Source organism: Pseudomonas sp. NMS19W (assembly GCF_051554255.1).
GTDB classification, from domain to species: Bacteria; Pseudomonadota; Gammaproteobacteria; order Pseudomonadales; family Pseudomonadaceae; genus Aquipseudomonas; species Aquipseudomonas kribbensis.
The window spans coordinates 3,092,598-3,104,716 of sequence record NZ_CP136718.1; the positions used below are offsets into that span (position 1 = coordinate 3,092,598).

Sequence of the window (12,119 nt, forward strand, 5' to 3'; positions counted from 1 at the left end):
TGACCGCTTATGGCCGGTTAGCGACCCTTTCTCTGGTCAGCCATCCTTGTCCTTCGACACGTGGAGGACTCGTCATGAACATCTTCGCTACCTGCAGCCACCAGCTTTGGAACAAAGGAAAACTGGTCGGGCAGAAAGCTCCACTCAGACTGAGGGATATCTGGGCCATCCGGGTAAGGCTGCAAATTGCAGAACGAACCCGTGATCTTGCGCTCTTCGATCTGGCCATCGACAGCAAGCTTCGGGCCTGCGACTTAATCAAACTTCGTGTGCGCGACGTCGCCCATGGCGAGCACGCATCACCACGCGCCATCGTAATGCAGCAGAAAACGCTGCGGCCAGTGCAATTCGAGATCACCGAACAAACACGGTTTGCTATCGCGGCGTGGATACGCCAGGCCCAACTCCGGAGCGAGGACTGCCTTTTTCCGAGCCAGCTGCATACCTCAGACCATCTATCAACACGTCAATAAGCACGTATCGTCAAAGGCTGGGTGGAAGCAGTTGGCCTTGATCCAGCAATGTATGGCACTCACACAATGAGGCGTACGAAGGCATCGCTGATCTATCGCAGGACGAAGGATCTGCGAGCGGTTCAACTGCTGCTTGGCCATACAAAGCTGGAGAGCACCGTTCGATATCTGGGAATTGAAGTCGACGACGCCCTAGAGATGGCGGAACAGACCGAGGTCTGAATATGCATAGCGACGGTTGAGCCCTGACCGCCGCTAACCGGCCAAAGGCGGACCTTCGGATGCCGTCAAGCTTATTGGCCTGCGGAAAAAGAAAAGCCCACGTGGGGAGCGCGGGCTGAAAGTTCACGAGGAGCTTTCTCCAACCTAGAGATAGGGCTGTGAAAAACTTGTGAAAGGGTTTTAGTATTTCGGCATCCTGACCATCAGCATACTGGGCCTAATGCTCCGGTTGCGGCCTCGTCACCCCTGCTTCAAATTCTCAAGAGCTTTGCTAGCCAGATCTACACAGGTTTTGTACTCACCGGAAGCGTGTGCGTCTATGACCTTCCGGTATTCATCTTGCAACCCAACGGTGAAATTCTGTTCGCCCAGTGATGTGAGTTTTTCTAAGGCAGCGTCACATACATCGTGATCATCTTTGCCAAAAATAGCGCCTAAACAGAAAACAAGTGCGAAACCGATGATAGCGGCGGCAAAAAAATGCATACCAGATCCCAGAAAAAATACTGAGCCTAAGGTTTTTCCAGGCCGTAGACTATTTAATAAACGCATTCAACTGCCAACCGCAGAAAACGTGAGTCGATAAAAATTGAATACTAGTCTAGGGTTCAGATGCCCGCCTCTCAAGTCGCTTCTCTATCAGCTCGTCCCTGAAAGCCTGGAGGGGCGGGCTCTTCCAGCCAATAAATAGCCCCCTCATCTTCGTAGATTCCTCGAATGATTTACTCGTGGCCGACTGCTGCCTCTCATTAAGGGCTGCGTTCGGCCAAAAGCGGACGGTCATTCTCAGTCGTATATCTCAGCTGTCTATCAGGCGGTACAGTGCTTGGGCATGGGATGCCATTAACCCGGCACGTTCCAGATTTCGGCGGCTCTGGGAGCTGGCCAGCGCGGTCGCAGCGACCCAATGACAGCCATGCTTCTTTGCTTGCTCTATTCGGTGAAAAATCAGTGCTCGGTGGTAGCCGTGGCCCCGGGCATCCTTTCGTGTCGCCGCCGTTCCAAGGTAGGCAACGCCATTGCTGGCCAGGTACATCGAAGCCCCAGCTACCACCATCCCTTCTGCTTTCAATACGTAGATTTTCAGACGTCCGTCAGGCACCAGCCCTGCAAAGGAAGCCTGATTCAGAAGACGATGCTCCGGCTTGGTATGAAAGCCACCCGCATGCACTTCTGCGAATAGAGCCAGAGTCTTCGATGTGACCTCTTCAATTTCGAATGAGTGACGACTCAAAACCACCTTTTCAATAGCACAAGCTAATTGCAAATGAGTCCAGCCCCTCAAACGCTCAAGCCGCGCGTCGCCCACAACAACGTACTGCTCCAACGCCGAAGATTTCCCGATAAGAGGAGTTACAGTCGATCGCTCCGCTGACTCATTGAGTAAATTCAACACTGCTTGGGGATCGCTGGTGATGTCACCATAAATGCGGTTGAACATTGGGCTTGGCGATGCGTTCACCTGAAAGCACGGAAAGTCTGCGTTGAAAAAAACACGCGCACCATAAGGATTTCCGCTTATCACTGCCAAGCTCTCAACGCGTGAACGTAGATATTCGCTTTCTGCGGCCTCAATCTTATGAGCAAGTTCAACATCCATGTTCGTCATCCTTTTTTAAAACTTCAAGAGAGGTGAAGCGCGTCGAACAATACGCTTGCGTCCAGGCACGTACCAGTGCCCGGCTCAGTTCCACTGTTGCTTTGGGTCGACTACTGCCCTTCGTGACAGACCGCAATCGACCCAAAGCTGCCCTTGATGTAAGTTTGTTGTCGCCCAATGTTATTGGCATTCATGGAGGATTCTGACTGATGGCACGTGTGGGATTGACACTGACACCCGGATTTGCGGACTGGGAATATGCTTTCATTGCTGGAACTGCGTCCCCGTTTTACGGGATAGACGTCAGGTTTTTCGCTTCTGCTACGGGGCAGTTCTGCTCGCAGGGTGGATTGGCTGTAACTGTCGATAGCAGTTTGCAGCAATGTCTGGACTGGAAACCGGACGTTGTCGTCGTCATTGGAGGAACGGTCTGGGAAAGTGCAGAAACACCGGATATTCGAGGCTTTCTTCATGCTAGTCGTTCAAATGGAGCAACAATTGCCGGTATCTGTGGGGGAACGCTGGCACTTGCTAGGGCCGGGCTTCTCGACACGGTTCCTCATACCTCGAACAGCGCTGACTTCTTAGAACAAAATGCCATAGGTTATGAAGGGCGCATGCTTTATCAAAACAGTCCGGTGGCTGTGGTTGCAGACCGCATTATAACTGCTCCAGGCCCTGCACCCGTTAGCTTCACCTGCGCAGTGTTCGAAGGTGCCGGGCTATCTTCAGAGATCATTTCTCAGTTCAGATCAATGTTGGCAGCGGAACATCGGTGACCGCTTCGACCTACAAAACAGCTGATCAGGTGATGTATTCGAGTAGCCCCTTTTGGGCGAAAGCAGGCGGGTATTACCTTGTTTCAGCTGCGTCAGGAGGCCAGCTCCCATAAAAAGAGCCGCCTACAGGGATCGGGTTGCCATCCATATGGTATGCGGCCCATGCCAGTACGTGTGCCATGCGATCGGCACCAACTGGCGACAGTCCGCAAGATTCTCTGACTTCGTCTAGCCGTACTCGGCAAACATCGAGGTGGCGTCGAACCCCGGAAAATCCGCCAAGATATAGAAAGAACTCGTCGAGAAGGATACCCACGCCTGGAACACCATAGGTGCCGGCCACACCTGGTGCCTCCTCATATATGGCCTTCACATCATGGCCTTCCAAGGCCGCGACAGCAGTGATTACCTCGCAAAAAGTATCTTTCATGCTGTTGCTGACCCAGAGGTCATAGCTGTTGCCGATAATGATGGGCGCGCCCATGAGTCTTACTCTGATGTCGATAATGGAATGCTGAAGAAGAGGCGTATTCAGCCATATAGCCAATTTTTCAATAGACCGTCTCCGCTCCGATTATTATCTTTTTGGGCTGGAAAAGGCCATGTGTGGGCGGCTGCTTTTGGCCGATAGCTGGCGATAGCATATGACTCAAACCAGGAGTGTGTGTTCGCCATGGCCGAGATTAAAGCGTATCCAAAGTGTGATTTAGTGCAGATGATGGTTCAGCTCCAGGATCCAGGCTATGGCAGTGGAGACGTGATGGATGTCTCCACTCTACTAAGAAGCTCAGGCGCTTGGTTTGAGTACGACCTTTGTCCAGCCTTTATCACGGTCGTCAAAGTGTTTATAGGCCTCCGGACCTTCGGCAAGTGTCAGACGATGAGAGATAATCCGGGCGGGGTTGGCGCGACCGTGGTGAATGAGTTCGGCCAATCGACGGTTGTAGGCTTTGACATTGGCCTGGCCGGTTTTGATCTGCTGACCCTTGAACCAGAATGTGCCGAAGTCAAAAGCCATCTTGCCTTGCTTGGCGAGTTCGTTTTTAGCCCCCGGATCTTGCGGTACGAACACGCCGACGACACCGATTCCGCCGGTGGCCTTGGTGGAAGCAACAAGATTGTTCATGGTCAGGTGATTGGCTTCATGGCCATGTCGGTCGCAACACTGATAGCCAACGCATTCACAGCCACGATCCGTGCCTTTGCCATTGGTCAGATTCAAAATCTGATCCACAGCCTCTTTCTCCACCGAGTTGATTGGCGTTGCGCCGATCTGGGCGGCGAGTTTCAACCGGTCAGGGTGATTGTCGACAACAAAGACTTGCGACGCGCCTTTGATCATCGCTGAGTGAGCAGCCATCAAACCGACCGGGCCGGCACCATAAATGGCGATACTTTCACCCGGCAGCAGCCCAGCCAGCTCAGTGGCATGCCAGCCGGTGGGGAAAATGTCGGACAGCATCACGTAATCGTCTTCCCGCTCCTGGGCATCTTCGGGTAGTACCAGGCAGTTGAAATCCGCATAAGGCACACGAAGCAGCTCTGCCTGCCCTCCTTGATATGGCCCCATATCGGCAAAACCGTAGGCAGCACCTGCACTTCCGGGGTTGGCCGTGAGACAGAAACCGGTCAGGCCCCTCTCGCAGTTCTCACAGAAACCGCAACCTATATTGAAGGGAAGACAGACTCGATCCCCCACTTTTACCCGCTCTACGGCTGCACCCACCTCAATGACTTCACCCAGATTCTCGTGTCCGAAAACCCGACCGGTTTCCATTGAAGTCCGCCCTTCGTACATGTGCAGATCTGAACCGCAGATATTGGTCGTCGTGATCCGAACCAAGACATCGGTCGGCTTTTCAATTTTCGCGTCGGCAACGTTTTGCACACTGACGTCACGCGGGCCGTTATAGACAATGGCTTTCATGTTGTTCTCCCGTTGGCAAACGAAGTGAAATTTCGTCTGCTCAGTCTTATCTGTCAGAGACAGGCAAAGGGATGTTCAAACATTTGAAAGGCTGAAGTGACGAGTGGTGATATGCAGAGTTTTTTGCCGGAAAGTCTGAACTATTTGCCGTCAAGAAGACCTGACAACGCCAGCGCATCGGCGAGTGCCGCACCGCTTGCAGTGTTATCGAAGATGCACCAGAGGCTTTCGGCTTGAGCCGCCTGCAGTTGAGTAGCAAGCGTTTCCAAGTAACCCGGACCGTAGGGACTGTGGTAAATCCTTGGAGAGCCGTGCAGGCGCCAATACTTTACGACGGATGCTCCTTGGGGCGTTCTGTCGGTGCTGATTCGCGAAGGGTCGACCGCTGCTTGTGCGATCTCATATCTCGTTAACAACTGCTTGGCGTTCACCCACGACTCGTGGCGTGGCTCCAATACGACGGGCTGGGTGTACCTCTCCCTCAGCATGCTGAAAAATTGCTCTGCGACAGTTTTCTCATAGACCAGCGACGGGGAAGTTGAACCAGCAGACACCCTAGACGGTCGCCCAACCCCGAGCACTGCTTAAGGAACGTCTCCAATTCGGCTTCACATCCGGCCAAGCGTAAATCATGGGTGATGCGTTTCGGTATTTTCACACTGAAACGAAAATCCCGAGGTACGGACTGCGCCCAGCGTTCGTACGTCGTTCTACGATGTGGGCGGTAAAAAGAGCTGTTGACTTCAACGCCTGTCAGCCTGAGGGCGTAGCGTTGCAGGTGCGTGCCTTGGGCAGGAAACTGCGCAGCGAAATCACGCCCTATGCTCCATCCCGCGCAACCGATGTAAATGCGCGAATGACTCAAAACAGTACCCTGCCCGCTTCGCGCATGAAGATCTCGACAGTCTTTGGTCCGACTCCATCAAAGGCAGACAAGCGTTTTTCGAACTCTTGACGATCGGGCTTCGCCTTCAGCATGTTCAATACCTTGCCTGCGTACTCATCGTTGAGTTTTCCGGCAAGTTCCAACAGGCGCGATGCCGTTGATTCGTCGTATCTCACGTAGTGAGCTTCGCCGAGCATTCGTACCAGTTCTCGGTGCGAATGATGAGCAAGCTTGCGTGGCGTATCGCAACCATGTCGCTCAACGATGACGCGGTAAGCCTCCGCCGCGATCCCGGCCTGGATACGTTTTCCCATTAGGAAACTGGCGATCAGCCACTTGAACAGCCCCTGCTCGTTGGCTGTCGAAAGATCAATCTGCAGATCCTGTGCACTGATCAATTTGGGCATGAGGCTGCTCCTGACTGAATTCACTTTTTGCGTGGAAGCACAGCCCCCAACACCTGTTTGGCGGTTTGCACGACAATCCCCGCTTCGTCCGGATCCCCCTTGAGCAACGTGGTGGCGAACTTCTTCGCCTGCTCAAGCTTGATGTGCGGTGGAAGCGGTGGAACGTTGGGGTCGGTCTTGAACTCGATCAGCACGGGAACATCCGAAGCCAGCGCCTGCTCCCATGCAGCGGCTACGTCCTCTTCGCGATCGACGAAGATGCCTTTCAAGCCAATGGAAATGGCGAACAGGTGATAAGGAACATCGGGAATGCTTTGCGACGCTTCGAACTTCGGATCCCCCTCCATGACCCGTTGTTCCCAGGTCACCTGATTGAGGTCCTCATTGTTGAAGACGGCGCAGATCCATTTGGGACTTGCCCATTGCCGCCAATACTTGGCCACGGTGATCAGCTCCGCCATGTTGTTCATCTGCATCGCGCCATCCCCCACCAGAGCGATCACCGGACGCTCCGGGAAAGCGAATTTGGCCGCGATCGCATAAGGCACAGCGGCGCCCATTGAGGCCAGTCCGCCGGACAAGGAGCACTTCATGCCGCGCCGCACCTTCAGATCACGGGCATACCAGTTGGCGCAGGAGCCGGAATCGCTGGTGATGATCGAAAGCTCCGACAGGCGTGGCGACAGTTCGAACACCACTCGTTGCGGATTGACGGGATCGGCCTTGGCCATGGCGCGTTTTTCCAGGGTTCTCTCCCAGGAAGCCCGCCAGCCTTCGACCTTTTTGCGCCATTTGCGTGAGGTTTTGTGCTTGAGTAAAGGCAACAATGTGGCGAGGGTCTCCCCGGCGTCGCCCACCAGATTCACCTCCATGGGGTAGCGCAGGCTGAGCATGTCGGGTTGCAAATCGATCTGCACCCCGCGTGCCTGGCCTTCCTTTGGCAGAAACTCAGAATATGGAAAACCCGAGCCGATCATCAGCAAGGTGTCGCATTCAGTCATCAGCTTGTAGCTGGGTTCGGTGCCCAACAAACCGATGCTGCCCGTGACCCAAGGCAATTCGTCCGGCAGTACCGCTTTGCCGAGAAGCGCCTTGGCGACACCAGCACCGAGTTTTTTCCGCCACGGCGATGACCTGGTCAGTTGCCTGCAACGCACCGGCGCCCACCAGAATCGCCACTTTTTCGCCTGCATTCAGCACCTCGGCGGCGCGTTGCAGATCCGAGTCATAAGGCACGACTTTCGGTTTTGTATAACCCACTCCGGAATGCACGGTGCCATGGGTTCGTCCCGGGGGTTCATATTCGATGTCCTGCAAGTCGTTGGGCAGGATGATCGCCGTCACGCGCCGCTCACCGACGGCGGTGCGTACCGCCCTGTCGATCAAGTGGCGAATCTGTGCCGGGGCTGACGCCTGTTGCACGAAGGCACCGGCCACATCCTTGAACATCGACACCAAGTCGAGCTCCTGCTGATAGTGACCGCCGAGTGCCGCACGGGCTTGCTGGCCCACAATCGCCAACACGGGCATGTGATCCATGCGGGCATCGTAGAGCCCTGTGATCAGGTGCGAGGCACCGGGGCCTGATGTGGCTATGCACACCCCCAGCTCTCCGGTGAACTTGGCATGCGCCGAGGCCATGAACGCGGCCATCTCTTCGTGCCGCGCCTGAATGAATTCGATCTTGCCCTGCGCCCGGCTCAGTGCACCGAAAACGCCGTTGATGCCGTCGCCCGGATAACCAAAGATCCGCGTAACGCCCCACTCGCTCAGCCTCTCGACCAGAAAATCTCCTACGGTCCTCGTCATGTCGTTCCAGCCTTCATCCAGTGCATGTAAAGAACTGGACAGCCCGCCGGACAGCGAAGTTCGTCTGAATGTCGAGCCCATCCATCAAGTGACACATGGGCTGATTGCAAGCCTGGCAAAGGGTGAACCTTGCAGAGTGCAATCCGACTTACAGGGGGTGTGCCTCAAGTCACTGACTTGAAGGACATTTATATCCACGATGCAAATGGCACGCTAAATGCGACTAAGCCTGAGCACATAACAATGATCCAGCCGCAAATCCTTAAACCGGAGACAGCCAAATGAACGCTATCGATCTTTTGAAAGCTGACCATGAAAAAGTGAAAGGCATCCTGGGCCAGTTGAGCGATTCCACCGAACGGGCCACCAAGAAACGGGTAGAGCTTCTGGACAAGCTGGAGATGGAAATCACCATCCATACCCGCCTTGAAGAGGAAATCCTCTATCCGGCCTTCAAGGCAGCGGGCAGCAAGGAACAGGACGTGATGTATTACGAGGCCAAGGAAGAACATCGCACCGTGGATTCACTCGTATTGCCCGACCTCAAGGAAACCGATCCCGGCACCCCGGAGTTCGCCGGCCGGGTAAAAGTCGTCAAGGAGCTGCTGGAACACCACATCGAGGAAGAGGAAAAAGAGATGTTTCCTCAAGCCAGGAAACTGCTCGGCAAAGCCCGGCTCGATGAACTTGGCGAGCAGATGGAGGCCATGAAAAGCGCCTGTAAAAAAGAATGGTCCGCCAGCCATATAGCGGCATGACCAGCCACAGGGCCTGATTTGACGATCAGGCCCTTTTTCGGGAGAGCAGTCATGACCCGAGCTGAAACCGATTCGGTGCAAGCCTTGGTGCTACCGCGCAATGGCTGGGTGCCTAACAATCCGCGTCTGCCCGTGTTGGTGTATTCCGGTGTCATTGCCATCCAAGGTGAAGATCCAGCGTCGGCATTCGAGAAAACCTTTGCCGACAACGGTTGGCCGCCACAGTGGCGTTCCACTGTCTTTGACTATCACCACTACCATACCCAAGGCCATGAGGTGCTTGGCATCGCCCGCGGCGAGGCTCGCTTGATGATCGGCGGCCCGGACGGGCAGATACTCATGGTCAGCGCGGGCGATGTCCTGTTGTTGCCGGCAGGCACCGGTCATTGTAGCCTGAATGCCAGCGACGATTTTCTGGTGGTCGGCGCCTACCCGCCTGGCCAGCATCCGGACATTCGCCGGGAATCGCCCAGCGAAGCTCAGTTGCAGCAGATCGAAACACTGCCATTCCCTGCCACCGACCCTGTTCAGGGCCGCTCTGGAGCGTTGACCGCGCATTGGACGAGTCAATCTTCGGCGGGATGAATCTTGCCGCTGAACACGCGAAAACCGTAGGTGTTGTAAAACAGCGTCACCGGGATCAGCAACGCGAACCCCATCAGCATGAACACCTGACTGACCGGCCTCGACGCAGCAGCCTGCAAGGTCAATTGCGGCGGGATGATCAGCGGAAACAGGGCGACGAGCATCAAGGCGAATGCCAGGACGAAAATGGCCAGGGCAGCGAACAGCGGCAGATAGTCGCGTCGGGTTGCGAAGGCCTTCCAGAATCCGGCCAGCAACAGCATCAGGGTCACCATTGTTGGTAGCCATACCCAAGGATTTCCCAGGCGTTGCGCATAGTGCGCGTGCAATGTCGATGTCCAGACAACCAGAACGATCAGCAAGACCACGGTCAGCATGGCCAACCACTTTGCCTGCCGCCGCGCGCGGATTTGAAGTTCGTCTTCGCATCGCCAATACAGCCAGCCTGTGCCCAGCCATGTGTAGCCGATCACCAGCACCGCGCCGCAAAACAACGGGAACGGGGCCAGCCACTCCCAACCGCCACCGCTGTATTGGCCGTTCTGTTCGGGCACACCTTGTACCAGCGTGCCCAGCACGATCCCTTGACAGCCGCCAGCCACAATCGAGCCGAGCATCAATAAACCATCCACTCCGCGCTTGATGCGGTCATTGGGCGCATGATCGCGAAACTCCAGCGCCATCGCCCGGGCAATCAACGCCAGAAACATCAGAATGAACGGCAGGTACAGCGCCGGCAGCAGAATGGCGTAAGCCTTGGGAAACATGGCGAGCAAGCCACCGCCGCCGAGCACCAGCCAGGTTTCGTTAGCGTCCCAGATCGGCAAAATACTCACAGCCATGGCCCGGCGGTGCTGACGGCTGCGAGTCACACCCATCAGGGTGCCCGTGCCCAGATCCGTGCCGTCCAGCAGCACATAGTTCAGTACGGAGAATCCGACTGCTGCCGCGCAGAGTAGTGTCAGCCAGTCAGTACCGAACATACGCTTCAAGCCTCATCATTTGCCGGTTTCCCGTGTGAGAGCAGGTTGCGGCCCTTCTTCGTGCTCGCGGGGCGGCTGACGCAACAGACGCAGCAGCACCCACAGGCCGATCCCGAATGTCACCAGATAGAACAGCAAAATGGTCCACGTGGCGCTGACGACTTGCGCCCGGGACACGAACGAAAGGCTGTCGGCCGTGCGCAGCAGACCATAAACGGTGAACGGCTGACGTCCCACTTCGGTGACCACCCAGCCGCAGAGCATCGCCAGCATTCCCGCCGGCGCCATCCAGACACTGACTCGAAGCATCCAGCGCGCCGCGTACAAGCGACCGCGCCAACGCAGTACCAAGCTGATGACGCCCTGCCCCAGCATCAACAGGCCCAAGCCGACCATCGCGCGAAAGGCAAAAAACACGGCCGGCACTGGCGGGATGTCCTGCGCCGGAAATTCATCGAGCGCCGGGATCGTGCTGCTCAAGTCGTGGTGCAAATACAAGGACGCAATGCGCGGGATCGCCACCTCCCAATGATTACGCCGCTGGTCTATGTCAGGGATCGCGAACAGACGCAAAGGCTCGCCCGCGCCCTCGGGTGGACGCGTCCATGTACCTTCGATGGCGGCGACCTTTTGCGGCTGGTACTCGAGGCTGTGCTCGCCATGCAGATCACCGACCACGATCTGCACCGGGATCAGCACTGCAAGTGCCCAGAGCGCCATGGAATAGGTCAGCCGGGCCCTTGGATTCTCGGGTGCATGCAGCAACTGCCAGGCGCTGGCCCCGGCCAGCAGCGTGGCCGTACCCAGCAGCGTGGCCAGGGTCATGTGCACGAACCGGTATGGAAAGGACGGATTGAAGATGATCGCCCACCAGTCCTGGGCGATGAACCGACCATCGGTGGCGATCGAATAACCGGCGGGTGTCTGCATCCACGAATTGGCCGACAGAATCCAGAACGCACTGATCAAAGAGCCCGCCGCAACGGCGCAGGTGGCGAAGAAATGTAGACGCGGGCCGACCTTGTTCAAGCCGAACAGCATGATTCCCAGAAAACCGGCCTCGAGGAAAAAAGCCGCCAGCACCTCGTAGAACATCAAGGGGCCGAGGATATCGCCCGCCTGCGTCGATAATCGCGACCAGTTGAGCCCGAACTGGTACTCCAGAATCAGCCCCGACGCCGTGCCTACCGCCACATTGAGCGCAAAGATTTTCAGCCAGTAGCGGTAGACATCCAGATAGACAACCTTGCCGCTGCGTAACCACAGGGCCTCTAGCACCATCAGGAAATTCGCCAGACCGATGGTCAGCGCCGCCAGGACGATATGGAAACTGATGGTGATCGCAAACTGCGCCCGCGCGACCATCAGGGCGCTATCAATCGCGTTCATGAAACTTGCCGAGGGTATGGGCTGAAATGAGCATGACGGCGTCCGCTGATGCATTTGCCGGTTGACCTGTTCAGCGGCCCGATGATTCCAATATCTCGACCTTATCCTGAAAAAGAGCTGAAGGATGTCAGGCCCATTCGCGCCGCTCACCCTACTCGTTCTAAATAACCCTGCGCTTTCCGGTTTTAGTATTCGGCCGTTGAGTAAATGCAGTGAAGGGGACTCTGTGGCATAAGCATTAGATGTCGATTCGGCCGAACTGATCCACAGTCTTGTCCACCGGGTCACTCCCTCTCTGCAC

At 56.0% G+C, this 12,119-nt stretch carries 10 protein-coding genes and 3 pseudogenes; 4 read left to right on the forward strand and 9 right to left on the reverse strand.

Translation table 11 applies throughout. The annotated features are described in order from the left end of the window. The first annotated feature begins 74 nt into the window (after positions 1–74). A pseudogene (locus R1A29_RS13955) lies at positions 75–695 on the forward strand (tyrosine-type recombinase/integrase). 240 nt (positions 696–935) lie between these two features. On the opposite strand, the gene R1A29_RS13960 reads toward R1A29_RS13955, so the two are convergent. Continuing rightward, positions 936–1,247 carry a hypothetical protein gene (locus R1A29_RS13960; RefSeq protein ID WP_438301908.1) on the reverse strand — a complete coding sequence of 104 codons (312 nt, stop codon included), beginning with the start codon at positions 1,245–1,247 and terminating at the stop codon, positions 936–938. Positions 1,248–1,494: 247 nt separating this feature from the next. Then, positions 1,495–2,295 carry a GNAT family N-acetyltransferase gene (locus tag R1A29_RS13965; RefSeq protein ID WP_438301909.1) on the reverse strand — a complete coding sequence of 267 codons (801 nt, stop codon included), beginning with the start codon at positions 2,293–2,295 and terminating at the stop codon, positions 1,495–1,497. Between the two features lie 209 nt (positions 2,296–2,504). On the opposite strand from R1A29_RS13965, the gene R1A29_RS13970 reads away from it, so the two are divergent. After that, the gene (locus R1A29_RS13970) at positions 2,505–3,074 is read left to right on the forward strand and encodes a DJ-1/PfpI family protein (protein WP_438301910.1); all 570 of its coding nucleotides are present in this window, start codon (positions 2,505–2,507) and stop codon (positions 3,072–3,074) included. A 73-nt stretch (positions 3,075–3,147) separates the two neighbouring features. Here the strand turns inward: R1A29_RS13970 and R1A29_RS13975 are convergent, their stop codons facing one another. The 5 genes and pseudogenes from R1A29_RS13975 to R1A29_RS13995 form a co-directional block, all read right to left on the reverse strand. After that, the gene (locus tag R1A29_RS13975; RefSeq protein ID WP_438301911.1) at positions 3,148–3,558 is read right to left on the reverse strand and encodes a hypothetical protein; all 411 of its coding nucleotides are present in this window, start codon (positions 3,556–3,558) and stop codon (positions 3,148–3,150) included. A gap of 303 nt (positions 3,559–3,861) precedes the next feature. Next, positions 3,862–5,001, reverse strand: a complete 1,140-nt coding sequence (locus tag R1A29_RS13980) for a glutathione-independent formaldehyde dehydrogenase (RefSeq protein ID WP_438301912.1) — start codon at positions 4,999–5,001, stop codon at positions 3,862–3,864. A 140-nt stretch (positions 5,002–5,141) separates the two neighbouring features. After that, positions 5,142–5,866: pseudogene (locus tag R1A29_RS13985) on the reverse strand (DUF72 domain-containing protein). Further along, complete coding sequence (locus tag R1A29_RS13990) at positions 5,863–6,294, reverse strand: DNA methylase (RefSeq protein ID WP_438301913.1); 432 nt, start codon at positions 6,292–6,294, stop codon at positions 5,863–5,865. The pseudogene R1A29_RS13985 and the gene R1A29_RS13990 overlap by 4 nt, the downstream one beginning before the upstream one ends. A gap of 20 nt (positions 6,295–6,314) precedes the next feature. Then, positions 6,315–8,103 (reverse strand): annotated as a pseudogene (locus R1A29_RS13995) (thiamine pyrophosphate-requiring protein). Between the two features lie 281 nt (positions 8,104–8,384). Here R1A29_RS13995 and R1A29_RS14000 point away from each other — a divergent pair. After that, positions 8,385–8,861, forward strand: coding sequence for a hemerythrin domain-containing protein (locus tag R1A29_RS14000; RefSeq protein ID WP_423204015.1), 477 nt, complete (start codon positions 8,385–8,387; stop codon positions 8,859–8,861). Between the two features lie 51 nt (positions 8,862–8,912). Continuing rightward, positions 8,913–9,446 carry a cupin gene (locus tag R1A29_RS14005; RefSeq protein WP_438301914.1) on the forward strand — a complete coding sequence of 178 codons (534 nt, stop codon included), beginning with the start codon at positions 8,913–8,915 and terminating at the stop codon, positions 9,444–9,446. Here R1A29_RS14005 and cydB read toward each other — a convergent pair. Together cydB and R1A29_RS14015 are read right to left on the reverse strand one after the other, a co-directional pair. Then, positions 9,428–10,429 carry a cytochrome d ubiquinol oxidase subunit II gene (cydB, locus tag R1A29_RS14010; RefSeq protein WP_438302046.1) on the reverse strand — a complete coding sequence of 334 codons (1,002 nt, stop codon included), beginning with the start codon at positions 10,427–10,429 and terminating at the stop codon, positions 9,428–9,430. The genes R1A29_RS14005 and cydB overlap by 19 nt on opposite strands. A gap of 15 nt (positions 10,430–10,444) precedes the next feature. Beyond that, entirely contained in the window at positions 10,445–11,818 is a 1,374-nt protein-coding gene (locus R1A29_RS14015; protein WP_438301915.1) for a cytochrome ubiquinol oxidase subunit I, read from the reverse strand. Between the last annotated feature and the right edge of the window lie 301 nt (positions 11,819–12,119).

Excerpts from the sequence above, each read along its gene's own strand:
- R1A29_RS14005 (WP_438301914.1), top strand. The coding sequence starts at position 8,913 with ATGACCCGAGCTGAAACCGATTCGGTGCAAGCCTTGGTGCTACCGCGC.
- R1A29_RS13965 (WP_438301909.1), bottom strand. The coding sequence starts at position 2,295 with ATGGATGTTGAACTTGCTCATAAGATTGAGGCCGCAGAAAGCGAATAT.
- R1A29_RS13975 (WP_438301911.1), bottom strand. The coding sequence starts at position 3,558 with ATGGGCGCGCCCATCATTATCGGCAACAGCTATGACCTCTGGGTCAGC.
- R1A29_RS13980 (WP_438301912.1), bottom strand. The coding sequence starts at position 5,001 with ATGAAAGCCATTGTCTATAACGGCCCGCGTGACGTCAGTGTGCAAAAC.
- R1A29_RS14000 (WP_423204015.1), top strand. The coding sequence starts at position 8,385 with ATGAACGCTATCGATCTTTTGAAAGCTGACCATGAAAAAGTGAAAGGC.
- R1A29_RS14015 (WP_438301915.1), bottom strand. The coding sequence starts at position 11,818 with ATGAACGCGATTGATAGCGCCCTGATGGTCGCGCGGGCGCAGTTTGCG.
- R1A29_RS13960 (WP_438301908.1), bottom strand. The coding sequence starts at position 1,247 with ATGCGTTTATTAAATAGTCTACGGCCTGGAAAAACCTTAGGCTCAGTA.
- R1A29_RS13990 (WP_438301913.1), bottom strand. The coding sequence starts at position 6,294 with ATGCCCAAATTGATCAGTGCACAGGATCTGCAGATTGATCTTTCGACA.
- R1A29_RS13970 (WP_438301910.1), top strand. The coding sequence starts at position 2,505 with ATGGCACGTGTGGGATTGACACTGACACCCGGATTTGCGGACTGGGAA.
- cydB (WP_438302046.1), bottom strand. The coding sequence starts at position 10,429 with ATGTTCGGTACTGACTGGCTGACACTACTCTGCGCGGCAGCAGTCGGA.